The 25,409-nt window shown below is 66.9% G+C and carries 21 protein-coding genes; 9 read left to right on the top strand and 12 right to left on the bottom strand.

Annotated elements, in window-relative coordinates; genetic code table 11:
- Positions 1 to 2: 2 nt before the first annotated feature.
- Complete coding sequence (locus tag C5B91_RS10350) at positions 3 to 2,135, bottom strand: type II secretion system F family protein (protein WP_049967656.1); 2,133 nt, start codon at positions 2,133 to 2,135, stop codon at positions 3 to 5.
- On the bottom strand, positions 2,125 to 4,320 hold the full coding sequence (locus tag C5B91_RS10345) for a type II/IV secretion system ATPase subunit (protein WP_115819558.1): 2,196 nt from the start codon (positions 4,318 to 4,320) through the stop codon (positions 2,125 to 2,127). The genes C5B91_RS10350 and C5B91_RS10345 overlap by 11 nt, the downstream gene beginning before the upstream one ends.
- 387 nt (positions 4,321 to 4,707) lie before the next feature.
- Here C5B91_RS10345 and C5B91_RS10340 point away from each other — a divergent pair, with 387 nt between their 5' ends.
- Positions 4,708 to 5,850: a CBS domain-containing protein gene (locus C5B91_RS10340; protein WP_008095601.1), complete on the top strand. Its 1,143-nt coding sequence runs from the start codon at positions 4,708 to 4,710 to the stop codon at positions 5,848 to 5,850.
- A gap of 102 nt (positions 5,851 to 5,952) precedes the next feature.
- Here the strand turns inward: C5B91_RS10340 and radB are convergent, their stop codons facing one another.
- The gene (gene radB / locus C5B91_RS10335) at positions 5,953 to 6,642 is read right to left on the bottom strand and encodes a DNA repair and recombination protein RadB (RefSeq protein ID WP_008095603.1); all 690 of its coding nucleotides are present in this window, start codon (positions 6,640 to 6,642) and stop codon (positions 5,953 to 5,955) included.
- Positions 6,643 to 6,781: 139 nt separating this feature from the next.
- Between radB and C5B91_RS10330 the strand changes: the two genes are divergently transcribed.
- Positions 6,782 to 7,528, top strand: a complete 747-nt coding sequence (locus C5B91_RS10330) for a hypothetical protein (protein ID WP_115819559.1) — start codon at positions 6,782 to 6,784, stop codon at positions 7,526 to 7,528.
- Positions 7,529 to 7,709: 181 nt separating this feature from the next.
- The gene (locus C5B91_RS10325; protein ID WP_049967653.1) at positions 7,710 to 8,249 is read left to right on the top strand and encodes a hypothetical protein; all 540 of its coding nucleotides are present in this window, start codon (positions 7,710 to 7,712) and stop codon (positions 8,247 to 8,249) included.
- Positions 8,250 to 8,314: 65 nt separating this feature from the next.
- Here C5B91_RS10325 and larC read toward each other — a convergent pair whose 3' ends face one another.
- Positions 8,315 to 9,790 carry a nickel pincer cofactor biosynthesis protein LarC gene (larC, locus tag C5B91_RS10320; protein ID WP_115819560.1) on the bottom strand — a complete coding sequence of 492 codons (1,476 nt, stop codon included), beginning with the start codon at positions 9,788 to 9,790 and terminating at the stop codon, positions 8,315 to 8,317.
- Between the two features lie 193 nt (positions 9,791 to 9,983).
- On the opposite strand from larC, the gene C5B91_RS10315 reads away from it, so the two are divergent.
- Positions 9,984 to 12,215 (top strand): CDC48 family AAA ATPase, encoded by a 2,232-nt coding sequence (locus C5B91_RS10315; RefSeq protein WP_004975353.1) that lies wholly within the window; start codon positions 9,984 to 9,986, stop codon positions 12,213 to 12,215.
- A gap of 82 nt (positions 12,216 to 12,297) precedes the next feature.
- On the opposite strand, the gene phoU is transcribed toward C5B91_RS10315, so the two are convergent.
- The 5 genes from phoU to C5B91_RS10290 form a co-directional block, all read right to left on the bottom strand.
- Positions 12,298 to 12,978, bottom strand: a complete 681-nt coding sequence (gene phoU / locus C5B91_RS10310; protein WP_008095611.1) for a phosphate signaling complex protein PhoU — start codon at positions 12,976 to 12,978, stop codon at positions 12,298 to 12,300.
- A 174-nt stretch (positions 12,979 to 13,152) separates the two neighbouring features.
- Positions 13,153 to 14,001: a phosphate ABC transporter ATP-binding protein PstB gene (pstB, locus tag C5B91_RS10305; protein WP_004975356.1), complete on the bottom strand. Its 849-nt coding sequence runs from the start codon at positions 13,999 to 14,001 to the stop codon at positions 13,153 to 13,155.
- Positions 14,002 to 14,052: 51 nt separating this feature from the next.
- Entirely contained in the window at positions 14,053 to 15,681 is a 1,629-nt protein-coding gene (gene pstA / locus C5B91_RS10300; RefSeq protein WP_115819561.1) for a phosphate ABC transporter permease PstA, read from the bottom strand.
- Between the two features lies 1 nt (position 15,682).
- A complete protein-coding gene (gene pstC, locus C5B91_RS10295; RefSeq protein ID WP_115819562.1) occupies positions 15,683 to 16,642 on the bottom strand; it encodes a phosphate ABC transporter permease subunit PstC in 960 nt (319 codons plus the stop codon).
- Positions 16,643 to 16,705: 63 nt separating this feature from the next.
- Positions 16,706 to 17,743 carry a PstS family phosphate ABC transporter substrate-binding protein gene (locus C5B91_RS10290; protein WP_049967650.1) on the bottom strand — a complete coding sequence of 346 codons (1,038 nt, stop codon included), beginning with the start codon at positions 17,741 to 17,743 and terminating at the stop codon, positions 16,706 to 16,708.
- A gap of 346 nt (positions 17,744 to 18,089) precedes the next feature.
- On the opposite strand from C5B91_RS10290, the gene C5B91_RS10285 reads away from it, so the two are divergent.
- Positions 18,090 to 19,091 (top strand): phosphate uptake regulator PhoU, encoded by a 1,002-nt coding sequence (locus tag C5B91_RS10285; protein WP_049967649.1) that lies wholly within the window; start codon positions 18,090 to 18,092, stop codon positions 19,089 to 19,091.
- 153 nt (positions 19,092 to 19,244) lie between these two features.
- On the opposite strand, the gene C5B91_RS10280 is transcribed toward C5B91_RS10285, so the two are convergent.
- The gene (locus tag C5B91_RS10280) at positions 19,245 to 19,622 is read right to left on the bottom strand and encodes a 30S ribosomal protein S8e (RefSeq protein ID WP_008095639.1); all 378 of its coding nucleotides are present in this window, start codon (positions 19,620 to 19,622) and stop codon (positions 19,245 to 19,247) included.
- Between the two features lie 129 nt (positions 19,623 to 19,751).
- Here C5B91_RS10280 and C5B91_RS10275 point away from each other — a divergent pair, with 129 nt between their 5' ends.
- On the top strand, positions 19,752 to 20,198 hold the full coding sequence (locus tag C5B91_RS10275) for a DUF2240 family protein (protein WP_004975365.1): 447 nt from the start codon (positions 19,752 to 19,754) through the stop codon (positions 20,196 to 20,198).
- An 80-nt stretch (positions 20,199 to 20,278) separates the two neighbouring features.
- On the top strand, positions 20,279 to 20,674 hold the full coding sequence (locus tag C5B91_RS10270) for a hypothetical protein (protein ID WP_008095642.1): 396 nt from the start codon (positions 20,279 to 20,281) through the stop codon (positions 20,672 to 20,674).
- Between the two features lie 23 nt (positions 20,675 to 20,697).
- On the opposite strand, the gene C5B91_RS10265 is transcribed toward C5B91_RS10270, so the two are convergent.
- Positions 20,698 to 21,357, bottom strand: a complete 660-nt coding sequence (locus C5B91_RS10265) for an HAD family hydrolase (RefSeq protein WP_004975368.1) — start codon at positions 21,355 to 21,357, stop codon at positions 20,698 to 20,700.
- A 150-nt stretch (positions 21,358 to 21,507) separates the two neighbouring features.
- Between C5B91_RS10265 and C5B91_RS10260 the strand changes: the two genes are divergently transcribed.
- Positions 21,508 to 22,782: a DNA double-strand break repair nuclease NurA gene (locus C5B91_RS10260; protein WP_008095643.1), complete on the top strand. Its 1,275-nt coding sequence runs from the start codon at positions 21,508 to 21,510 to the stop codon at positions 22,780 to 22,782.
- A 42-nt stretch (positions 22,783 to 22,824) separates the two neighbouring features.
- On the opposite strand, the gene C5B91_RS10255 is transcribed toward C5B91_RS10260, so the two are convergent.
- On the bottom strand, positions 22,825 to 23,238 hold the full coding sequence (locus C5B91_RS10255) for a hypothetical protein (protein ID WP_008095645.1): 414 nt from the start codon (positions 23,236 to 23,238) through the stop codon (positions 22,825 to 22,827).
- A gap of 134 nt (positions 23,239 to 23,372) precedes the next feature.
- On the opposite strand from C5B91_RS10255, the gene C5B91_RS10250 reads away from it, so the two are divergent.
- Positions 23,373 to 25,334 carry an ATP-binding protein gene (locus C5B91_RS10250; protein ID WP_115819563.1) on the top strand — a complete coding sequence of 654 codons (1,962 nt, stop codon included), beginning with the start codon at positions 23,373 to 23,375 and terminating at the stop codon, positions 25,332 to 25,334.
- Positions 25,335 to 25,409: the final 75 nt, after the last annotated feature.

Genomic DNA, 25,409 nt, shown 5'->3' with positions numbered 1-25,409 from the left:
CCTTACACCAGTGCGAAGGCGACGAGCGCCAGCGCGGACAGTCCGAGGGCGTACTTCAGTCCGCTGAGGGCGCTGTTGTCTGCCAGTTTTCCGGCGAGGAGTCCGCTTCCGACCGCCTGAATCAGCGCGGAGTGGAAGAACACCACGTGGAAGTTCGCCAGCGGCACCGACGAGATGCCGATGGGGAGCGACTGTCCGTCCATCGACGCGGACGCCGACGGCCCGGTCATCTCGGCGAGGGGGCCGAGGTAGCTCGCACCGAGCATCAGGATGACGAACAGGTAGACGAAGTACCCGATGACGACGATGGCGATGTACGAACCCATCGCGCGACGGCGGGACTTTTCGAGCTTGTACCGGTTGCGGGTGTCCTCCGCGGCGACGCTGAGGACGCGCGAGAGGTCGCCGCTGGTGCGGCCACCGCTGGCGATGAGCCGGATGACCCGCGAGAGCTGCGGGACGTTGAGCCGGCTGGCGAACGCCATGAGCGCCGAGTGGGCGTCGTGGTTCCAGTGGATGTCGTTGCGGAGCGCGCGGAGTTCGTCCGCGAGCGCGCCGTTCGACCACCGGGAGACGAGCGCGAGCGCCTCGACCAGCGAGATACCCATCTGGTTGGCGCTCGACAGCAGGTTCAGCGTGTCGGGGAAGCGCCGTTCGAGCGTGCGCTCGCGGCGGGTCCGAAGCTCGTGGAAGACCGTCAGGGGGACCGCGACGATGGCGAACGGGAGGACGACGAACCAGACCGTCGTGTTGTACGGGTTCGCGAGCATGGCGTCGAGCGTCGGCGTCGCGAGGCCGAGCACGAGGACGCCGACGACCGACAGGAGCGCGAGAGGCACCGTGACGACGGCCGAGAGGTACGGCTGGCGGCGCATGATGTCGAGCGGGTCGCCGACGAGCGTCCGAAGCTCGTACACCGCGTTTTCCCGGCGGTAGTCGTCGAGTCGCTCGTCGACGAAGCCGCCGTCGGAGGCGACGCCGTCACCGCCCCAGCGGGCCTCGCGGGCGCGCTGGACTTCGCGGCGCATCGCGCCGAGGAAGTTGGCCACGACCGTCCGAATCTCTTCGAGGACGGTCACGTCGTGTTTCGTCCGGACCGTGTCCTGCGTGTACGGCGAGGAGAGCACGTCCACGAGGAGCAGGAACAACGCCATCCCCAGCGGGAAGATGAGGTAGTTCAGGGCGTACAGCTGGACGAGCGTGTCGCCGCCGAGGAAGCTGATGACCATCAGGGTGACGATGAGCAAGAGCGGCGCGGCGACGAACGCGGCGACGAACACCTCAGAGAGCATCGACAGCGTCTCGATGAAGTCCTCCTGCTCGTCGCGGGCCTCTTCGAGGTACGTCGCGGACTCGCGGTCGAGGAAGGCGGCCACGTCGCCGCCGGAGTCGAGGACCGAAAGGAGGTCGTCGAGGAACTGTTCGAAGTTGATCGACGGCGTCAGGTTCCGCGAGTTGCGGAGCGCCGTGAACAGGTCGTTGCCGAACAGGTCCATATCGCGGGCAATCATCTCGAACTCGCTGGACACCTCGCCGTAGTCGGGCGCGTCGGCGACAGAGCGGATGACTTCGAGGAAGCTCATCCCGCCGTGGCTGAGCGCGTACATGTAGACGATGGCGTGCGGGAGCAGGATGTCGATGCTCCGGCCGCGCATCTCGGCGCGGCTCTTGGGGAGGTAGTACCGGGCGTAGTAGGTCCCGGCGGCCGCCAATCCGCCGACGAGGCCGACGAGGGCCGCGCCGAGGATGGGCACCTTGTAGGGGAGCAGGGGAACGACGTACTGCGCCGCGATGCCGAAGCTCACGGGGCTCGACGCGTTCGCCAGCACGCCCATGCGGGCGAGGACGAACGTGAGCGCGAGCCCGACGAGCGAGCCGAACACCGCGGTGACGAACGCCAGTTTGAGCGACTGCGTGAGGTACAGGTCGTAGGTCGTACCCACGCGGGTCTGGTTCAGCCAGCGCTGGAGGTCGCGGTGGTTCGCCGGGTTGCGCTTGAAGTACGTGCGGACGTACCCGTAGCGCTGGCGGAGCCGCTTGACCTCCTCGGGCGACTCGTCGAAGTGTTCGCGCGGGAAGTACTGCTCGACCTCGTAGTCGGGCAGGGGAACCGAGGACGACGAGTCAGCGGGCATCGTCGGCCTCCCGGTCGTCGTCGTCGCTCACGGCTTCGTCCGCGTCCGAGGCGTCATCGGCCGGCGCGGGGCCAGCCTCCGCGATATCGTCGAACTCGGTGGCGTCGGCATCGGCGTCGGCAGCGGCGTCGGCAGCGGCCGGGTCAGCTTCGTCGCCGAAGACCTCCCAGTCAGCGCCGTCGTCGGAGTCGTCGGAGTCGTCGCGCTCGTCGTCTGCCGTGTCGTCTTCCGCGTCGGCATCCGCGTCGTCGTCCAACTCGATGTCGAACAGGTCCGCGAGCAGGCGCTCGGTCTCGGGCGAGACCTCGATTTCGTCGTCGTCGAGGTCGTCTGCCGTGGCGTCCTCGTCGCCCTCGTCCACGGAGACCAGCGAGGTCTCGGCGTAGACGTGCGCGAGGAGGCCTTCGCGGTCGCGCTCGAAGCGGCGAATCATCGCGGAGACCGTCAGGTAGTCGTCGACGCCCGAGGCGGCGATGTACCGGAGCACGTCGGCGCGAACGTCGAGTTCGTACTGCAGGTCGGCGGCCGTCCAGCCGCGCTCGGCGGCGATTTCGTCGAGGACGACCGAGTCGCCGACGCGCTCGTGGGCGTCGTTCTCGGGGTTGCGCTTGAACACGTCGCGGAGTTCGACCTCGCCGTCGTCGTCGACGCCGGCGATTTCGGTGACGGCGATGTTCCGGCGGGTCCGGTCGCCGTCGAGGTGAATCTGCTTTTGCACCGAGATGATGTCGAGGTCCGAGAGCATCTGGGCGGGCACGCCGAGGGGCTCGTTGCGCATGCGGTGGACCACGCCCTCCGAGGAGTCGGCGTGGAACGTCGTGTACGCGGTGTGGCCCGTGGCGATGGAGTGGAAGAACGTCAGGGCGACGCGTTCTTCCGTGCGAATCTCACCGACCAGCAGGTACTCGGGGCGCTGTCGGAGCGCGGCCTGCAGGAGCGCGTACATCGACACCTCGCCGCGGCCGTCGGCCGTGAACGTGTCGCGGGTGACGGACTGAATCCAGTTGTCGTGCGGGAGGGTGATTTCGCGCGTGTCCTCGATGGAGACGACCTTCGCGTGGCCGGGGACGAAGAAGGACACCGCGTTCATCGAGGTGGTCTTCCCGGAGCCCGTGCCGCCCGCGAAGATGAGCGACCGGTTGTTCTCGATGGCGAGCCAGAAGTACGCCATCTGCTCGACGCTGAAGGTGTTCCAGCGCACGAGGTCGACCGGCGACAGCGGCACGTCCGAGAACTTCCGGATGGTGAAGTTCGACCCGCGGGTGGCGATGTCCGAGCCGAGGGTCAACTGGACGCGGGAGCCGTCCGGGAGGCTCGCGTCCACGAGCGGGTCGGAGACGGTGACCTGCTTGCCCGCGCGTTGCGCGAGGCGGATGGTGAACGACGAGAGGTCGCCGTCGTCGAAGACGACGTTCGTCGGCACGTCCCGGTAGACGCTGTGGAAGACGTAGACGGGAACGTCGTCGCCGTCACAGGAGATGTCTTCGATGCCGGGGTCCCGCATCACGGGGTCGATGCGGCCGAAGTGGATGAAGTCGCGGAGCAGGAAGTAAAACAGCTTCCAGAGCGACCCTTCTTCGACCGTCGCCGCGTGTTCGGTGATTATCTCGCGGGCCTCGTCGTCGAACACGTCCTCGCGGTCGCCGTCGGCGTCGAGGTCGCGGTACAGGAGGCTGTTGCGCAGAATCTTCGTCAGGTCGTCGCGCACGAAGTCCTCGAAGTCGTCGAGACGCGGTTCGCTCACGTGGTACTGGTGTTCGCGCTTCTCGTGGTCGTACAGGATGGAGACGAACGCGAAGGGCTTGTTCACCCAGTAGTGTTCGACGGCCTCGACGCCCTCGAGGAACGAGAAGTCGAAGAACTGGTCTTCGATGAACGCCTCCGAGGGCGTCGGCGCGAACGCCGTCTCGTCGTCGATTTCGGCGAAGAACGCCTTCACCTCGCGGAGGACGGCCTCCCGGAGCGTTTCCGGGCGGTCTTCGTCCGCCGCTTCGTCGTCGGTGAGGTCTTCGACGGGGCCGTATTCGATGCGGTCCGACGCGGGGACCGGTAGTTCACTCGCGCGGGCGGCCATCGCCTCCAGACCGGTCGTGGGGACCAGTTCGGCGGTGCCGGCACCGTCTGCTCGGAACGATTCTTCGCCATCGCGGCGGTCAGTCTGGGAGTTCTTGTCAGGAGACGCCATTCTCTGGAAATACTGAACGGTAGGAACGGCTGTAAGTATGGAGCGACTAGATGTGCGAATTCGACCGGTTAGGCCCGAACTACCGGCATATCCCGGATTCATCTAGTCCGATCTCGACCGGGAATCGAGGCGGGGGTGTCCCCAAACTCGCCTGCGAGAGAATGGCAACTGAGTTACAGTATTCGGCCGCGCGCACCGTTCACGGTCGACGCGTCGGCGAGAAACGACGATATTCCGCGTGAGAATAGTGTTACCAATAAGCACAGGCCGTCTGTCGTCGGAATTCCACCCTTCAGCCCCGTCGTGGCCTTGCGATTTCGGTCCTTCCTCGCGGGTGGAAACGGGACGAACCTTCAAGAGAAGCGGCGTTGTATGTAAGGATGTATTATGGATATTGCTGATATCGCCACTCCTGATTTCATCGAGGTCGACGTTGACGAGCGATTAGGCAAGGTCCGCTCCATCTTCGAGCGGGAAAACCCTAAAGGCATCATCGTCCAGGACGACGGCGAGTACGCGGGCGTCATCGGTGAGAAGCAGCTCATCAACTCGCACGTCGAAGACAACACCAAAGCGGCCGCGCTGACGAAGGCCGTCCCCAAGATAGACCGTCACGAGAACGTGCGCGAGGTCGCGCGCATGCTCGTCGAGGGCAACACGAAGGTCGCGCCGGTCTACGAGGGCGAAAAACAGTACGGCATCATCACGCAGGACGCCATCCTCGAGGCCGTCCTCGACAACCTCGACGCGCTGACCGTCGAGCAGATTTACACCGACGACGTGGTCACCATCGGCGAGCGCGACCACCTCGGACAGGCCATCAACCGCCTCCGCGAACACGGCGTCTCGCGGCTGCCGGTCGTCGACCCGGACGGCCGCCTCGCGGGCATCCTGACCACCTACGACCTCGTCGAGTTCATGGTGCGCGACGAGGGTCGGCAGGGCAAACAGGACCGCCGCGGCGACACCGACCGGATGCTCGACCTCCCGGTCTACGACCTCATGACCAGCCCGGCGCGCACGGCGACGCCCGAAGAGAGCGTCCGCGACGCGGTCGCGCGCATGCTGGAACACGACATCGCCGGGCTCGTCGTCACGCCCGCCGACGACGACGGCGAGGTCCTCGGCGTGGTGACCAAGACCGACGTGCTCCGCGCGCTCACCTACACCGAAGAAGAGCAGATGGACGTGCAGGTCACGAACATCGGCCTCCTCGAAACGCTGAGCCGCGCCGACATCAACTCGGCCATCACCGAGGTGGCTGACAAGTACCAGCGGATGAGCGTGCTCCACGCCCACGTCCGCTTCCACGAGCACAAGGAGAAGCTCCGCGGCACGCCGCTCATCCAGTGCCAGATTCGGCTCCGCACGAGCCACGGCCAACTGGCCGGCAGCGGCGAGGGCTACGGCGCGGAACACGCGTTCCACGTCGCGCTCGATAAGCTCGAACGCAACGTGCTCGAAGTCAAGGGCTTCGAGGCCGACGAGCGCTACCGCGGTCAGCTCCTCCGGAAGCTGAACGAGCTGTAACGCCGACGCACCGGACACACCGGTACGCCCGAAATCGAAACGCGAACGGAACACAGGAGCAGGATTGGGCCGGGTCGTCCGCCCGGCCGCGTCGACCTTTTTCTACACTTCAGTCGCCGAGAGCCCGCGGTCCGTTATCTTGAACGTCGCCGTTTCCCCGGCGGGTTTCGCGCGATGTTTTTCGAGCGTCGCCCGGCGGTTGCCGCCGCGGAAGCGGTCGAGGCGGACGACGGTGCCGGTCCAGTGTTCGAGGGTGTGGCCGCCGAGCGCCCGCGTCCGGTCGGTGTCGGGGTCGGAGTACACCTGATTCGTCAGGACGACCGCGAGGTCGTGTTTGCGCGCGAGCGACAGCAGGTGCGTGACCTGCCGGGCGACCCGACGGAGCGCCTCGCCGCCGTCGCCCTCGGCGGTCCGTTCGAGCCGGTAGAAGCCGGTCGCGGAGTCGAGGACGATCAGGTCGGCGTTGGGGGCGAGTTCCTCGGCGTCGCGGACGGCCTGTTCTTGGTCCTCGAAGTCGTACGCCTCGCTTATCATCAGCCGCGAGGTCACAGACTCCACGTCCTCGGGGGCGACCGCCTCCGCGAGCTGCTGGAAGCGGTCGACCGACAGCCCCTCGGTGTCGATGTAGACGACGGTGCCACCCGCTGCGGCGACCCGGACCGCCGCCGAGAGCGCGACGTTGGTCTTGCCGGCCGCAGAGGGGCCATACACCTGCGTGACGGTGCCGCGTTCGAACCCGCCGTCGAGGAGGTCGTCGAGCGCCGTGCACCCGGTGGAGACTGACTCTGTCACGTCAGGTGGTGGGTGCCACCGGCCGAAAAAGACCCCGGTCGCCCGGCGCGGTACGGGCCGCCGCTTCGGTGCCAGTCCGCGACCGTCGAGGGCGACCCGCGCACGACGCTTTATTCGTCGCCGTCGCCAAGGGAGGGTCGTGATAGTCGTCGCCACCGCTGACTTCGACCTCTACCACGAGGCCGTGTCCGAACTCCGGAGCCGAGGAGTCGCCTTTACCACCGTCGAGCCGGGCGACCCGCTTCCCGAGCGGGCGCGGGTCCTCCTCACCGGCCCGGACGACGACCTCGACGGCGTCGATACCGACGGCGACGTGGCCCGCGTGACCGCGACCGGCGACGACGTGCGCCGGGCCGTCGACGAGGCGCTCGCGAGCCTCCGCGGCGGCGACGGACGGACCGTCGTCGGCGTCGACCCCGGAACCAGACCCGGCGTCGCCGTCCTCTCGGGTGAGACGGTCGTCGCCGCGTTCCACGTCCCGCTTTCGGACGCCGTCGAGGTCATCCGCCGCGAGACCGAGGACGCGGTCGACCCCGTGGTCCGCATCGGCGACGGCGCGCGCCTGCAGGGCGCGAAGCTCATCAACGACCTCGACGACGTCGCGGTCGAACTCGTCGACGAGACCGGAACGACGCCGTACCTCGGGACCGGCGCGCGCGGCATGGGTGACGTGCTCGCCGCGGTGAACATCGCCCGCCGGGACGGCGAGCGCATCGAATCCCGCGAGATAGAGCCGACCGAGGGCGAACTCACGCGCATCAAGGCGCGTTCGCGCGAGGCGTCCGACGACAACCGCACCATCGACGACGCGCTCGCGCGCCGCGTCGCCGGCGGGGAACTGAGCATCGACGAAGCGCTGGACGAACACCGCTCGCGCGAGGAGTGAGCGTCCGTGTCGGCGGTTGTGCCGCCGTTAACGGCCGCCTAACGGGTGTCTACGCGACCGGTCGAGGGGCCGTGTTCGAGTGGTCGGCAGGGAAAAGAACGCTATTAACGCGACTCTCGGTTTATGAGACGCGCCGTGCCCGATTCATACCTACGTTCTACCGTCGCGTATCTCGTGTCGCATGAGCACATCACGCACCCCCGAAGTCGGGCGACGAACGTACCTGAAGGCTCTCGGCGTCGGCGCGCTCTCGCTCGGCGCGTTCGCCTCGCCCGTGGCGGCGCACCGCGGGGCGCTCCAGCGCGAACTCTCGTCGGTCCGGGCGGCCACGTCGAAGTACGCCGACGTTCGGAAGGCCATCGCGGACGGCTACGTCCTCGGCAGTCCGTTCGTGCCGGGCATGGGCTACCACTACGTGAACCACCACTACCTCATCGAGAACTACGACGACGAGGTCGATATCACGAAGCCCGCCGCGCTCGTCTACGGGAAAAACGAGGGCAACGGCAAAGAGGAACTCATCCTCGGCGCGGTCGAGTACCTGTTCGACGAAGGGCCAGAGTACGAGGGGCCGTTTCCGGACCTGTTCCACGGCGACAGCGACGACGGTATGTGGGGCTTCGCCGGCGGCCACTGGGGCCTCCACGCGTGGGTCCACGTGAACAACCCCGCGGGGACGTTCGCGCCGTTCAACTCCCGACCGCAGTTCAACGAGAAGTGACCTGACGGGTCGGCCGCGACCGCTTTTTCGGCGAATCCTCCCGGACGGTGAGCCTCGCGAATCGCTTATTCACCGTCGTTAGACGCCACCGCGTCCACGGCGCGGCGCATGACCTCGCGGACGGGAAGTCCCGTCTCGTTCGCCACGGCGAGCGCGTCGTCGTACTCTGCGCTTCGGTCGTAGACGACGCCGTCGGCGTCGCTTCCGACCTTGACGCTCACCTCGTACTCGTCGCCGTCGACAGCGAGCGTCGCCGTCTCGAACTCGCGACGGGCGGTCCAGCGGTGCCCCGCCCCGTGTTCGCGGATTCCGAGCGTGCCGGTTTCGACCGCGAGGCGGTAGGCGACGCGCTCGGCGTCTTCCGGCTTGACGACGACCTTGACGAGGTGGCCGGGGCGGGACTTCTTCATCGTCGTCGGGACGATTGATACGTCGCGCGCGCCGGCGTCCTTCAGGGTCTCCTGCAGCCCGCCGAGGACTTCGGGCGTCGCGTCGTCGAGGTTCGTCTCGAGGACGGAAATCTCGTCGCGGACGAGCCGGGAGCCGCCGTCGCCGACGACCGCGCGGAGGACGTTCGGCCGGTCCGGGAAGTCCCAGCCGCCGGCCCCGTAGCCGGACGACTCGACCGACATCGACGGGAGCGTCTCGACGCCCTCGGCGAGGCGCGCGAGGATGGCCGCGCCCGTGGGGGTGAGCAGTTCGGCCTCGACGGGGCCGCCGCGGACCGACCAGTCGGCCGCCCCGGTGATGTTGAGCACGGCGGGCGCGGGGACCGGGTAGGACCCGTGGCTCATCTCGGCCTCGCCGCCGCCGACGGCGACCGGGCCGGTGACGACGCGGTCGACGCCGAGGTCGTCGAGGAGGAGACAGACCCCGACCACGTCGGCGATGGCGTCGTCCGCGCCGACCTCGTGGAAGTGCGTCTCGTCGAGGTCCGTGCCGTGGACCTCGGCTTCTGCCTCTCCGAGCACGCGGAAGATGGCCGTCGCATCCTCGACGACGCTCGCGGGCAGGTCCATCGACTCGACGAGTCCGACGACCTCGGGGAAGGTCCGGTGCGGGCCGTGACCTTCGGCGTGGGTGTGGTCGTCGTGGGAGTGGTGGTGTTCGTGGTCGTCGTGGGAGTGGTGGTGTTCGTGGTCGTCGTGCGAATGCTCGTGGCCGTCGTCGTGGTGGTGAGTGTGCTCCCCGTCGTGAGCGTGGTCGTGGTGGCGGTACTGGTGTTGGTGACTGTGCTCGTCTTCGCCGTCGCCGTCAGCGTCGTTGTCGGAGTCGCCCCCGTCGTCGCCGTCGGCGCGCAGGCGTCGGTGGTCGTCGCCGTGGCCCTCGCCGCGGGGGTCGCCGCCGTCGGTCTCCGCGAGGAGCACGTCCACCTTGGTCGCGAGGATGCCGTTTTTGTCGACCTCGTGGACGCGGTAGGTCACGTCGAGGGCGTCTTCGACGGGCGAGAGGACGGACGGGTCGGCACCGGCGGCGACGAGCGCGCCGAGGAGCATGTCGCCGCTGGCACCCATCCGGCCGTCGAACGCGAGGAGTCGCATGCGTGAACCGTCGTGTTCGAGGGTAAAAACGCCAGCCATCGACGCGCCGACGCCTGTCCAGTCGGTAGGGATTAGTAGCCGCCCGCCCTACGGTGTGCTAGGCTGTAACCACGGGAGGACGGTGCCTCGGGCCGACCGGGGAAGGACTTATCCGATGGCCTCTCACAGGTATCAGCATCCCCGCGAGGTAATCATGAACGAAGTCCAACTCGAAGTGGCGAAAGCGTACCCGAACGACTCGGGGCGCGGTATCGCCCGTCTTGATCCGGACACCTTGCTCCATCTCAAGCTCTCGCCGGGAGACATCATCGAGATAGAGGGAGGAAAAACGACCGCCGCGAAGGTGTGGCGGGCAGACCGGCAGGACTGGAACACGGATACGGTCCGCATCGACGGGTTCACTCGGCAGAACGCCGACGTGGGCATCGGAGAGCGGGTCACCATCCGCAAAGCAGAGGCCACGAAGGCCGACAAACTCGTGTTGGCGCCGCCCGAAGAGGCGAGCGTCCAGTTCGGGTCCGACGCGGCCGGCATGGTCAAACGGCAGATTCTCAAGCGGCCCGTGGTCGAACGCGACATCGTCCCGGTGATGTCGAGTACGAACCACCCGTTCATGCGGTCGCCCGGACAGGCGATTCCGCTCATCGCCGTCGAGACGAAGCCCGACGGCGTCGTCCTCGTCACCGAGGACACCGACGTCGAACTCCGCGAGGAGCCCATCTCGGGCTTCGAGAAGGCCGGCGGCGGCATCACCTACGAAGACATCGGCGGGCTGACCAACGAGATTCAGCGCGTCCGCGAGATGGTCGAACTGCCGATGAAGCACCCCCAGATATTCAAGAAACTGGGCATCGAGCCCCCGCAGGGGGTGTTGCTCCACGGCCCGCCGGGCACCGGGAAGACGCTTCTCGCCCGCGCGGTCGCCAACGAGACTTCGGCGAGTTTCTTCTCTATCGCAGGGCCGGAGATCATCTCGAAGTACTACGGCGAGTCAGAACAGCAGCTCCGCGAGATATTCGAGGACGCCAAAGAGGAGTCGCCGAGCATCATCTTCATCGACGAGCTCGATTCCATCGCGCCCAAGCGCGAGGACGTGACCGGCGAGGTCGAACGCCGGGTCGTCGCCCAGCTGCTGACGATGATGGACGGGCTCGAAGCCCGCGGACAGGTCATCGTCATCGCGGCGACGAACCGCGTCGACTCGGTCGACCCCGCGCTCCGACGCCCCGGTCGCTTCGACCGCGAAATCGAAATCGGCGTGCCGGACGAGGAGGGCCGCAAGGAAATCCTCCAGATTCACACCCGCGGCATGCCGCTTTCGGACGACGTCGACCTCGACGACCTCGCCGACGACACCCACGGCTTCGTCGGTGCCGACATCGAGGCGCTGACGAAGGAAGCCGCGATGAAGGCGCTTCGGCGCTACCTCCCCGAAATCGACCTCGACAGGGAAGACATCCCGCCGAGCCTCATCGACCGCATGGTCGTCAAGAACGACGACTTCGGCGGCGCGCTCGGCGAGGTCGAGCCCTCGGCGATGCGCGAGGTGCTCGTCGAGATTCCCAAGGTCACGTGGGAGGACGTGGGCGGTCTCGAAGGGCCCAAACAGAAGGTCCAAGAGAGCGTCGAGTGGCCGCTGACGACGCCCGAGAAGTTCGAGCGGATGGGCATCGAGGCCCCGAAGGGCGTGCTCCTCTACGGGCCGCCCGGCACGGGGAAGACCCTGATAGCGAAGGCCGTCGCCAACGAGACGAACGCGAACTTCATCTCGGTGCGCGGCCCGCAGCTGCTGTCGAAGTGGGTCGGCGAGTCGGAGAAGGCGATTCGGCAGACGTTCCGCAAGGCGCGGCAGGTCTCGCCGACCATCATCTTCTTCGACGAGCTTGACGCGCTCGCCCCCGCCCGCGGCAACGACATGGGCAACAACGTCTCCGAGCGCGTCGTCAACCAGCTCCTGACGGAGTTAGACGGCCTCGAAGACGCGGGCAACGTCATGGTCATCGCGGCGACGAACCGCCCGGACATGATCGACCCCGCGCTCATCCGCTCGGGTCGGTTCGACCGCCTCGTCCTCATCGGCCAGCCCGCAGAGGAGGGCCGCGAGCAGATTCTCGATATCCACACGCAGCGGAGCCCGCTCGCGCCCGACGTGAGCCTCCGCGAAATCGCGGAGATAACCGACGGCTACGTCGGCTCCGACCTCGAATCCATCTGCCGCGAGGCGGCCATCGAGGCGCTCCGCGAGGACTCCGACGCCGAGGAAATCGAGATGCGCCACTTCCGCAAGGCGATGGAGTCGGTCCGGCCGACCATCACCGAGGAACTGATGCGCTACTACGAGGATATCCAAGACCAGTTCAAGGGCGGTTCCCGCGAGGGCCTGTCGCCCGACACCCGCGACGGCGGCCGTATCGGCTTCCAGTAAGTCGGACGGTCGGCGGTCGGTTGGTCTGGTTTTTCTTCTTATCTCCCGAAAAAGAAGCGACGCGTTGGTGTGTGGCGCGCGCTCAGAACAGCAGCGAGTCGTCGTTGTCTATCATGTAGAGCGTCCGCGCCGCGACGTTGACGGCGTGGTCGCCGATGCGTTCGAGGTCGCGAACCGTAAGCAGGAGGCGGCGCACGTCGACGAGGGCGGTCTCGGGTTCGAGGTCGCCGTCGCCCTCGAAGTCGTCGCCGCTCATGAGGTCGCGGACGATGCTCTGCGACGCGTTGTCACACATCGTGTCGAGGCTGTCGTCGCGCTCCGCCACGGACTGACAGAGGTCGGTGTCTTCGGTCTCGTAGGCGTCCATCGCCTGGTCGACCATGTCGAGCGCGGCGTCGCCGATGCGGCGGATGTCGACTTCCGTGTACACGTCGTTTTCGGCGTCGATGGCGTACTGCGCGAGGTTGGTCGCGAGGTCGCCGATGCGTTCGAGGTCGGTGATTATCTTGAACGACGCCGCGATGAATCGCAGGTCGCCCGCGACGGGCTGTTGGAGCGCGAGCAGGTCGATGCAGTCCTGCTCCAAGTCGAGGTAGATGCGGTTGATTTCGTGGTCGCCCTCGATGACCTCCTGGGCCTTCCGCTCGTCTTTGTCTTCGAGCGCGTCGAGGGCGTACCGAACTCGCTCCGAGACGAGTTCGCTGAGATACAACACGTCCTCTTCGAGCTGATTGAGGCGAGATTGGTACGTGTTTCTGGCCATACGTGACGTTCCGGCAGGCGAAGTGAAATTCCTTGTGATGGTTTCGGTGACTGAGCCGCCGATACGTCCCGAACGACCGTGTCCGATACGCGACGCCGAAACGCGGGCGTCGGGTCGGCGATGCGGACCGAGCGTGGCACAAAACGAGCCGCGAACCGTGCGAGCGAGAGCGGGTTATCCGAACTTGCCGGTGATGTAGTCTTCGACGCGCTGGCTCTCGGGGTTCTCGAAGATTTTCTGGGTGTCGTTGAACTCGACGAGTTCGCCGCCGGTGAGGAAGACGGCGGTCTTGTCGGAGATACGCGCCGCCTGTTGCATGTTGTGGGTGACGATGACGACCGTGTAGTCCTCGGCGAGTTCCTCGACGAGGTCTTCGATCTGCGAGGTCGCCACGGGGTCGAGCGCCGAGGCGGGCTCGTCCATGAGCAGCACCTCGGGGTCGGTGGCGATGGCGCGGGCGATACAGAGGCGCTGTTGTTGACCGCCAGAGAGGTCGAGACCGGACTCGTGGAGGCGGTCTTTCACCTCGTCCCAGAGGGCGGCGCGCTTGAGCGACTCCTCGACGACCTCGTCGTAGTCGGCGTCGATGCCCTGAATCTTCAGGCCGTAGACGACGTTCTCGTAGATGCTCTTCGGGAACGGGTTCGGCTTCTGGAACACCATGCCGACGCGGCGGCGGAGCGCGACGGGGTCGACGTCGTCGTCGTAGACGTTCTTGCCGCGGAGCGTGAGCCCCCCTTCGACGCGGGCGACGTCGATGAGGTCGTTCATGCGATTGATACAGCGGAGGAACGTGGACTTCCCGCAGCCGGAGGGACCGATCATGGCGGTCACGCTGTTTTCGGGGATGTCCATCGAGATGTCGGTGAGCGCGTGGTCGTCGCCGTACCAGACGTTGATGTTATCCGAGCTGATGACGGTCTCGGCGTCCCGCCCCACCGAACTCTCCGACGCAGAGAGCCCGTCGCTCACGTCGGTTTCGACGAGCATCTCGTCGTTCGTCGGGTCCTCTGTTCCGTTCATGGCTTGCTGTTCTCCCTCGGGTGCTTTGTCTCTTTGGCTCATTGGTGGTGTTCAGTTTTCACTTTCGAACTTGTTGCGCAGGACGATGGCGATGGAGTTCATGGCGAGGAGGACCGCCAGGAGGACGACGACGCCCGCCGGGACTGCCTTCGTGTAGAAGTCCTCGCTGGCGAACAGGCTGGACCACGCGTACACCTGCAGGGGCATGGCGCTCACCTTCGAAGTGAGCTCCGTCGGCAGGCTGAAAAGCACGTTCGGCGCGCCGATCATGATGAGCGGCGCGGTCTCTCCGATGGCCCGGCCGAGCGCGAGGATGGTTCCGGTCAGGATGCCGGGGAACGCCTCCGGGAGGACGACGTTCTTCACCGTCTGCCAGCGCGTCGCGCCCATGCCGTAGGACGCCTGCCGCATGTCGCTGGGAACCGCCCGAATCGCCTCGCGCGAGGAGATGATGACGATGGGCAGGATGAGGAGCGCGAGCGTCGCGCCGCCGATGAGGACCGTCCCCGTCGGCTGGCCGAGGTAGGTGACGAACACGCCGAGTCCGAGCAGGCCGTAGACGACCGAGGGGACGCCGGCGAGGTTCGAGATGTTCACGTCGATGAATCGGGTGAAGGCGTTGTCGGGGGCGTACTCTTCGAGGTACACCGCCGCGCCGACGCCGAGCGGGAACGAGAGGGCGGCGACCGTCGCCATCAGCAGGATGGAGCCGCCGATGGCCGGGTAGAGGCCGGCGTTCTCCGCGGTCCCGCTGTGGGCGCTCGTGAGGAACTGCCAGTCGACCCACGACTGCGGGCCGGCGAAGCCGAGCGCGTCGACCGCGACCGCGCCGACGAGCGACCCGCCGATGATGACGCCCGCGAGCAGCAGGCCGATTCGCTCCTGTTCGCGGGTGACCGCCGCGCCGCCGGCGTAGGCCAGCGTCGGGACGAACGCGACCGACGTGACGACGGCGGCGGCGTTGGCGTCGACGCCGAGCGTCGGACCGACGACGGCCGCGAGACCGGTCAGGACGAGCGCGGACGCGCCCGCCGCGAGGCCCGCGGTAGTGTCCTCTCGGATTCGGGCGATGTACTGTCCGACGACGACCGCGGTCACGCCGCCGAGAACGAGCGTCAGAATCATCCAATCGGTCGGGACGAACGGGAGCTGTCGGACGATTTCGGGGATGCTGTGGAAGTACCCCGGAACGCCGACGAGCGAGAGAATAAACGCGGCACCGGTCGCGGCGACGCGGAGGGTAAACGGAATCTGCTGTTCGTACTTGGTCAGGACGACCGTGAGCGCCGCCGGAACGAGGAGGCCGACGACGTACGACAGGCCGGTCAGCGGCGGGACGATATCGACGAAGACGATGGCGACGCCGCCACTGAACAGCAGGAACACCGCGAGCATCCCGATGACCATCCCGCCGAGCTTGAGCGCCGGGACGTTCCGGCGGGCGAGAGAGCCGGCGACGACCGTCGTGGGGACGACGAGCGTCAGGAAGAAGGTGAGATGCCACCCGAGGTCGGCGGTGAGCGGGCGAATCGCGTCGTTGGCGACGTAGACGAGGAGGATGGCGAGCGTGACGATGCCGAACATCGTCGCGCCCAACAGTAGGTACCGGAAGACGGTTCCGGTGGTTCGGCTGACCTGTCCGAACCCGTCTGCGTAACTCGATTCGGTGTCGGTCGACATCTCAGTATGCCTCCCGGTAGCGTCGCGAGACGTAGTCGCTGATGACGTTCATGATGAGTGTGATGACGAAGAGCACGAGGCCGATGGCGAACAGGCTGCGGTAGGCCAGCCCGCCGCCGGTGATGTCACCGGTGAGAAGCTGGACCATCGCAGCGGTCATGGGCAGCGCGCCTTCGAGGTACGACGCGGGGTTGAGCGGGTTGAGGAACTTCGCCTGCGCGCCCGCGGCGACGGTGACGGCCATCGTCTCGCCGATGGCGCGCGAGAGCGCGAGGATGAAAGAAGAGAAGATACCGGAGAGGGCGGCGGGGACGACGATGCCGGTCGACACGTCGAACTTCGTCGCGCCCATGCCGTAGCCCGCCTGTCGGAGTTCGTCGGGGACGGCGGACATCGCGTCCTCGCTGATGGAGGCGACCATCGGGATGATCATGATGCCGACGACGATGCTCGCAGAGAGCATGTTGAACGTCCCGATGCCGGGGAAGACGACTTCCAGTGCCGGCGTGATGTAGATGAGCGCGAAGAAGCCGTAGACGACGGTCGGGACGCCGGCGAGGATTTCCAGCGCGGGTTTGAGAATCGAGCGCGCCTGTGCGCTCGCGTACTCGCTGAGGTAGATGGCGGTGGCGACGCCGAGCGGGAGCGCGATGATGGCCGACCCGATGGTGACCATCAGCGTCGCCGACACGAGCGCCAGCACGCCGAACTCTTGGCTGTGTATCTGCCAGGTGGTTCCGGTGAGGAAGTCGACGATAGACGCCGTCTCCCCCACCACTCCCATCAGCGGGGCTGTCAGCGTGAAGAACTTGGCCGCCTCCGTGATGAGGAGCCCGACGATACTGAGGGTCGTCACGACGGACAACGCCGCGCACAGGAAGAAGAACGACCGCGTCAGTAGCTCACGCGGGGAGTTCTCCGTGTTCCGCGTGAGGTCGGTTTCGAGGTCATCTGTGCTCATTGGTTGGATTGAATCGTGGTGTATGAAAAAGCGCTTCGTTAGCTGATTCTGTCGGGGAAGCGGCTAGTTGGCTTCCTCGATGGCCGCGTTGAGCGTGTCGAGCATCTCCTGTTGCTCGTCTTCGCCGAGCGGGACGTAGCCGACCTCGTTGGCGACGATTTCGCGGCTGGTGGAGTTCTCCATCCAGTAGCGGGCGAACTCGGCGACGTGGTTCTCCGCGAGCGACTCGCGGGCGAGATAGGTAAACAGCGGGCGGGAAAGCGGGTTGTATTCGCCGGACAGCGCCGTGTCGAGCGACGGCTCGACGAACTCGCCGGCGTCGTTCTCGATGGGGACGGCCTGCACGGCGTCGGTGCTCTCGCTGTAGTACGCGAAGCCCATGTAGCCGATGGCGTACTCGGAGCCCTGGACGCCCTGTATGATGGTGCGGTCCTGCTCGGTCGCGGAGTAGTCCTGTCGGTGGCCCGGTCCTTCCTCGCCGATGATGGCCTCGATGAAGTAGTCGTACGTGCCGGAGGCGTCGGTGGGGCCGTAAATCTGAATCTCCTCGTCGGGCCACTCGGAGTTCACGTCGGACCACGTCGTCGGGGTCGACTCGGCCGAGAAGATGGTCCGGAGCTGTTCGACGGTGAGTCCGTCGCCGAGGAAGTCGTTGTCGTTGTTGACGATGACCGTCAGCGCGTCGGTGGCGACTTTGAGTTCGACGGGGGTCACGTCGTTGCTCTCACACTGGTCTTGCTCTTCGCCCTTGATGGGGCGCGAGGCGTTGTTGAAGTCGGTCTGACCCGTACAGAAGTAGTTCGCGAAACCGCCACCGGAACCGGTGGACTGGAGGTTGATGTTGACCTCGGAGTGCTCGGTCTGGAAGCGCTCGCTCATCGCGGTCGCGAGCGGGAACACCGTCGAGGAGCCGGCGATATCGATGGTTCCCGAGAGCTCGTTGCTCCCGTCACCCGACGAGTCCTCACCCTCAGAGTCGCCGCCGGAGCCACCGCCGTCGGTGTTGTTCTCCGTACACCCGGCGAGTCCAGCGAGACCGGCCGCGCCCGAGGCAATCAGGAACTTACGCCGCGAAAGACCGCTGTCCGAGTTACGCGTCATCGATTTTGACGAGCCGATTTTGGCGTAAATACCCTGCTATGACAACTATATAGTGATACGTTCCGGTATGTCCACAACGATTGATAACGTGTGACAAGAACGGGGCGTAATCGACGAAAGCAGCCGATTGTTCCATTCGTAGCCGTCTCGTGCGCGAACTTTCGCCGACGTGTCAGAAAACGCGGGGACACGGGCCGACGGGAGCGGCGTAAAAACAACTACTGAGGGAGCGGTGTTTCGAGCTCGAATCGGCACGGGTCACGTTCGGTAGCGCTCATCACATAAAATGCGCAATCAATATATAGAGATAGACAGTTTTATTGTGTATTGAGAACCACCCACGGACATGGTCGAAACCCGAAAGGTGCAGGTGACGGGCGGTTCCACCTATACCGTCTCGATTCCCAAAGATTGGGCGACGGACAACGGCGTCTCGGCGGGGAGCGAAGTCGAGTTCTACCCGGAGGGGGACTCGCTGTTCTTGACCCCTCGCTCGGAGGAAGAACGCACCGAGGGCACCCTCGACATCGCGACCCTCGAAGGAGACGAACTCACCCGCGCCGTCATGACGATGTACGTAAGCGGGTTCGACATCATCGCGCTGGAGAGTTCGCGCATCACGACCGACCAACGCCGGACCATCCGCGAGGCGACCCAGAGCCTCGTCGGCCTCGAAGTGCTCGAAGAGACGCGCGACCGGGTCGTCATCCGCGACCTGCTCGACTCCTCCGAGCTCTCCATCCACAACGCGGTCACTCGGATGCGGCTCATCTCGCTTTCGATGCTCGAAGACGCCATCGCGGCCATCGCCGAGCAGGACGACGACATGGCCCGCGACGTCATCCAGCGCGACGACGACGTCGACCGCCTCTGGATGGTCGTCTCCCGAATCTTCCGGGCGACGCTCCGGACTCCGAAGGCCGCAGAAGAACTCGGCCTGCCCCGCGAAATCTGCTTCGACTACCAGTCCGCCGCCCGGCAACTGGAGCGCATCGGCGACCACGCGACCAAAATCGCCCACCTCTCATTGAACTTCGAAGAGCCCGTCGACGGCGAAATCGTCGAGGCGATTCAGGAACTGTTCGAGGAGGCGAAGGCCGTCGTCAACGGCGGTATGGACGCGCTGTTCGCCGAGGAGAGCGACGAGGCGAGCCGCCTCGCCAACGAGTCCCGCGAGGCCGTCCAGGCCATCGACGCGAGCGCCCGCGGCATCGACGAACTCCTCCGCGGCCTCGACCCGGCCCGCGCGCAACTGCTCGGCCTCATCGTCGACTCCGTCTCCCGGAGCGCCGACTACGGTGGTAACATCGCCGAGACGGCGCTTCAGAAGGCCGCGCCGACGCCCTGACCGGCCACGAGCGGCCAGCCGCGACGCCGCTTTTATCGCTCACTTCTTGTTCCGGATTCGACTTCGACCGAACCACGCCCGCGAGCGACGGCCGCGGGGCTCACGGGGTAAAACAGTCGAGCCGCGCCGAAACGACGACGCGGGGAGAGAGACTTACTCTTCGTCGACGACGACGGCGTTGACCTGCCCGTCCTGACCGGGGCGGGAGGTGACGCGGGCGCGGCCGGCGCTCGTGTCGATGATGGAGCCCTTCGTGATGATGTTCCGGCGGGCGTAGTTGACGTTCGACGGGTTGTCGAAGACGCCTTCGATGTCGGCCTGCGTCACGTCGGAGCCGTCGGCGACCTGCGCGACGTTCGTCGAGAGGGCGCGGACCTTCTCGTTGTTACCGCGGGAGTCGATGATCTGGAACCGGGGCTCGCCGACCGTCGTGGCGGCGGGTTCGCGGCCCAGCTGGTAGCGCTTCTTGTTTCGGGACGGCTTGCGCCGACCGCCGGTCCGCTTCCGCTTGGAGCGTCCTTGGTCCTTCATACGGGGTAAAAACCTCGGTGACTACTTGAATCGCTCGAATCGGTGCTCGGCGGAGACGGGTGACACCACGTCTCTCGGGCGCGATGGCAACGCAAACCGTTTAGTTCGCCCGCGCCCGCCGTCGAACCGATGAGTCTCGACGTCACCGTCGCCGTCCCCTTCCGGCAACACGGCTCGACCCGCCTCGGCGAGGGCGAGTTCGTCGTCGCCCTGTCGCTCGACCGCGACTGGTTCTCCCCGGACCAGGCGAAGCGCCTCATCGACCTCGCCGCGGGCCGCGGCCTCGTCGAGCGCGACGACGGCGAGGTCGTCGCGACGTTCGACCCCGCCGAGGTACGGATACCCGAGGAGTTCGAACCCGACGCCTCCGTCCTCCGCGAGCAGTCGGCGTTCGAGCAGATTCTCGACGCCTGCGTCGCCGCCGGCATCGAAAAACAGGCCGCCGTCGCCGGCATCAACGAGCGACAGTCCCGCCTCGGCGTCACCGCCGAGGCCGCCGCGGTCCTCTTCGCACGCGCAAACGAGGTGAACGTGGACGACGCGGCCGAGAAAGCAAAGCGGTCGCTGGCCGAGTAGCGTCCTCCCGTCTTTTCGCTTCGCCCCTCCGCCCGCCAGCGAAGCGACACCCCGAAACCGTCCGGGCGCGAACGGCCGGCATGGTCGTCGATTCGCTCTCCGACGGGACACGCATCGCCCAACTGCTCGCCTCGGAGGTAACGGGCCACGAAGACGCCTTTTCCGTTCTCTCCGTCGTCGACGCCGACCCCGACGTGGAACCGACCGACGACGGCGCGCTCGCCTACGCGGTCGCCGCCGGCGACGAGCGCGTCGCCGAGGTGTACGTCCAGCCCGACCGCGCCCGCGTCGAGTTCCTCGCCCACCCCGACGTGACCGCCGAGGCCGCCTCCGAGGAGGGGCTTCGCGTCCGCCCGAAGGCGGTCCGCCCGCCGCGGACGCTCGTGTTCGTCGAGGACGGCGCGCAGGTGAAGTGGACGCTCCCGGCGTTCCGCGCGCTGGTCGCGGCGCTCGAAGCCGAGGGCCGAGACCAATAAAACCCGCCCGCCGCGCGACCGACTCAGAGGTCCGCGACGAGTTCCGGAAGCGCCGTCGGCAGGTCGTCGTGGTGGATGTGTGCGACCGCCCGCGGGTCGGGGTCGTCACAGCCTTCGCCGAGCACCTGCACCGGGAGCAGCCCTGCGTCGTGCGCGCCGGCGATGTCGTGGTGGACGCTGTCGCCGACGTAGACGGTCTCTTCGGGCTCGGTTCCGAGCTCGTCGAGCAGGGCATCGAACGCCCGCCGGTCCGGCTTTCCGGCGGGGAGCGCGCCCGTCACGAGCGCCGTGTCGAAGTGGTCGCGCCAACCGAGTTTGTCGATTTTCGCCTCTTGGGCCACGACCGGCCCGTTGGTGAGGAGGCCGACGCGGTAGGTCGTCCGCAGGCCGGCGAGCATCGCCTCGACGCCCTCGACGGGGACGACCGCGTCGGTGATTCGCTCTCTGTACGCCGTTGCGACGTGCTCCGGGTCGACGGTGGAGTCGTGCTCGTCGAGGAGGGTCTCGAAGATGGGCGCGCGGGTCTCGCGCGTGAGGTTCTCTTGGTGTGCCCGGAGATACGCCTCTCGGGTCAACGGGGGCGCGCCCGCCGCCGCCGCCGCCTCCGAGAGAATCGTCTCGCGGTCCCGCGTCGGAACCGCGAGTGTGTAGTCGAGGTCGAACCCGACCGCGCTGACAGACATTCTCGGCGAAGCGTTGGCAACGGAGCGATATGAGCGTGCCGGGACCTGTCGAGGGGGCGACCCGTCGCGCGTCGGCTCGCCGCGGGCCAGTCCGAACGACGCCTCACCGGCGACGACAACCACTATACCCGTCGGCGACGACGCCGAGATATGACCCTCGACCCCGTCCACGTGGACGACATCGCGTCCATGGCGAGTTCCATCGCGGACTCGGTCGACGACGCCGACTACGACGACCTCGCGCGGACGGTCTGGGAATCGTGGCTCGACCCCCTCGAATCGCCCGACGGGGGACTTCCCATCGTCGAACCGCTCGGGGAACAGCGCCTCCACGCCGCCGCCATCGACGACGTCGCGCTCACGGAGTCGCCGTTTCCGACCGTCCACGGCCTCGACTCGGGGACCATCAACCCGACGACGTTCAAAAACGGGCTCGTCCTCGACGTGGCCCACGCCGCGATGGCCGCCGAGCCGTCGGACCTCGACCTCCACCGACACCGCTCTATCGTCATGGCGGCGCACACCCACGACCCGGTCCAGTTTTTCGACACCGACGAGTGGCTCCGGTCCGACGAGGGCTACGGCCGCCGGCGCGTGCTGAGCGTCCCGCGGGTCAACCGCTACGCCGAGGGCGTCGTCCACGCGCTCGCGCTCTACCTCGCCGAGAGCGCCCACGCGCTCGAACACGCCGACGCCGTCTCCGACCTGCTCATCCTCGACGGACCGGTGTACCCGAAGGAACTCCTGAACTGGCGCGACCGCGACGCCGAACTGAAGGACCTCGCGCGCGACGCGAAGCCGAAGGCCGTCGTCGAGAACTACATCCGACTCGTCGAGCGCTTCGTCGAGCGGGACGTGCCCCTCGCCGGCTTCGTGAAGAATCCCGGCGCGAAACACGTCGTCCGCACGGTCAGAAAACAGCTCGACGGGAACGACGCCGGCAGGCGGCCGTGGGTCGACGACGCCGCCTTCTTCGTCAACCTGCTCGAACGCCGGGAGGGCCCCGACGGCGACGAGCGCCGCACCGAGGAGCTCACGTTCACGAGTTGGTTCGTCTCGCGCGGCGGCTCGGACCGCCAACTGAGCGCCGAGGGCGAGGCGTTCGGCATCGAGCGAACGCTCGACCCCGAGGCGTACACGGTGACGTTCTTCGTGCTGTACGACCCCCGAACCGACGTGTGCTACCGGGTCGAAGCGCCCTACGCGTTCACGAAGGACTCCGAGCGCCGCGCCGACCTGATGCACCACGTCGTCCGCGACGTGGCCGCCACGCGCGGGCCGCCGCTGGCGGTCGAGAAGGCCGACGAACTCGCGCGGGTGAGCGTCGGCGAGAAGGCCGCGCTCAGACGAAAGCTCTCGGAGAAACTCGACTCTGACCAGATGAAGAGCTACGACAATATCCGCTGGGTCGACGCCGACGAGTAAGAGTAGCGCGACCGAGGAGCGCGCCTCGGCGGTCGACCGCCCTCAGAGCGACGCGTCGCCCTCGGGAGAGCCTTCGTCGGCGGAGCGGTCCGCCGCGTCCGGCTGTTCGTCCTCCGGCGTCCCTTCCTCTTCGGGCCTGACGACCTCGACTCGTACGTCGTCGGCGGAGACGCCGACCCGCGCGAACTGCGTCTTGACGTGTTCTTTCGCGGCCGACAGCGCCTGCTCGCGGGTGTCGAAGCCGCGGGGGAGCGGCGTGTCGAAGGCGACCCGAATCGTCCGGCCGTCGATTTCGGTCTCCGACCCGCCGCTTTCGACCTCGTAGAACTCGTCGCAGACCCAGACGTAGGGCGCGTCCTCGTCCGGCGCGCCGCGGTAGGTCGGCGCTTGCTCCCCCCGTTCGAATATCGTACCGGTGAGTGCCGTGCCGCCGCCGTGACCGCGGACCAATAACATAGCCGGGCTAGGTGCGCGACACGGAAAAGTCGTACGCGACGCCCGAGAGCGCGTCATCCGGGACCGTTCGACAGGGGAACCGCGCGCCGTCGCCGACGCGTGGCTTTTTACTCGCCGCCCGCAAGCGTTGGAACATGACCGATTTGGGGGACTTCAGCGACTTCGCCGGCGACGACCCCGACGACTCGTCCGACGCGGACCGAGACAGGCCGGCCGCTGACGCCACCGGAAACGGGCGCTCGGAGCGTTCCGAGGCCGCCGCGGGAGCCGAAACTGCGGCCGCCGCGAGCGCCGCCGGCGGTGATGGCGTCGAAACCGACTCCGGCGAGCGCGACGACGCCGGCTCGACTGACATGGGCGGCGTGACCGACGAGGCCGACGACCTGCAGTTCGACGACTACGACGCCGACCCCGTCGGCGACGAGCGGGGCGTCGGCGCGATTGCGGTCTCGCAGGGCCTGCGCGTGTCGGAGGACCCCGAGCGGACGGCGCTCCGGGCGTTCGTGACCGCGGGGAACCGCGAGCGCGTCCGCCTCGGGAAGTACCTCGTCGTCCCCTATCCCGACGACGAACTGCTGTTCTGTCGCATCGTCGGCTTGGAGTACGCCCAGGAGTTCCAGGCCGACGACGCGACCGAGATTCACGCCCGCCGGGCGATGCGCCGCCCCGCCGACGAGTTCGAGGAGCGCGATTTCAAGTTCATGGCCGAACTCGAACCCATCGCCGTCCTCTTTTCGGACCGCGGCGACCTCAAACGGCGGATGGTCGACCGCGTACCGAAACCGCAGGCGACGGTCGGCGAGGCCACCGACGCGACCCAGATTAAGACCGGCCTGAAGATTCCCGAGGAGGGCGTCTTCCTCGGCCACCTCTCCGTCGGCGGCGAGAAGGTCCGAACCGCGGCCCGACCGCCGACCATCGACTACCGCCTGAACGACGACTACACCGACGGCGACCCGCTCGTGTTCCGCCACACGCTGGTCGCCGGCGGCACCGGGTCGGGGAAGACCCACGCCTCGAAGAACATCCTGCGGCAGTACCTCTCGGCTGAACGGAGCTACGAGATGGACGACGGCCGTCAGGTCCAGACCGCGATCGTCCAGTTCGACCCGCAGGACGAGTACGCCCAGATGCACGACGACAACCCAGACATGGACGACGAGATGGCCCGGCGCTACGAGCGCGAGGGCGTCGCCCACGGCGGCCACGACGACACCCTCGCGCTCGTCCCCAAGATGGCCGGGTCGTCGTACCCCGGCGCGAACCACCGCGCCGAGCAGTTGGAGTTCACCATCCCCTTCTCGATGGCGCGGGACCTCCCGTGGCTCGTCGCCGGCAGCAGCCTCAACGACAACCAGTACCCGGCGCTCACCGAACTCCTGAACCGCTTCTTCCGGAACTACGGCGATTCGGGGACGTACAAGCAGTTCCTCCAGTTCCTCGACGACCCGGCGCTGAAAGAGGAACTCCACGAGTCGGGGCGAGTCCACGAGGCCACCTTCGACGCGGTGAAACGCCGGGTCCGCGGCGTGCCGAGCGGGGTCTTCGACCAGGACGCCCGGCCCATAACCGAACTCGACCACGAACTCGTCCGGCCCGGCGGGCTGACGGTCGTGCCGACCTACCACCTCTCGTCGAGTCGGGCGAAAGAGCTGTTCGTCCTCGCCGTCTCGGCGCTCCTCATCGACGACAAACTCTCGAACGACCCCGCGAGCGACCGCATCAAGGAGACGCCGGTCGTCCTCGGGATGGACGAGGCGCACAACTTCCTCACCGACGCCGACACCGTACAGGCGCGGAAGGTCATCCAGAAGTTCACCGAGGCGGCGAAACAGGGCCGAAAAGAGCGCCTCGGTTTGTTCCTCATCACGCAGGACCCACAGGACATCGCCGACCCGGTGTTCAAGCAGGTGAACACGAAGGTCGTGCTCAACCTCGGTGACGAGGACGCCATCAAGAGCGTCAACATCCCGCCGAACCTCGAAGACAAGGTGCCGTACATGGAGAAAGGGCAGATGGTCGTCTACTCGCCCGATAACTCCGAGCCCGTCGAGCTGACGGGGCTTTCGACCTGCGTGACGCGACACGGCGACTGAGCACCCGGAACGTCCCGCGCCGTCCGTCGCAGACGATCGAGTCGCGGTTGTCCCGGCCCGCGCCCGCCGGGCGGA

Origin of the sequence: Haloferax sp. Atlit-10N, assembly GCF_003586325.1 — an archaeon.
Taxonomy (GTDB): domain Archaea; phylum Halobacteriota; class Halobacteria; order Halobacteriales; family Haloferacaceae; genus Haloferax; species Haloferax prahovense.
The sequence above is the reverse complement of the archived record's forward strand: the minus strand, read 5'-3'. Positions and strand labels throughout refer to the sequence as shown.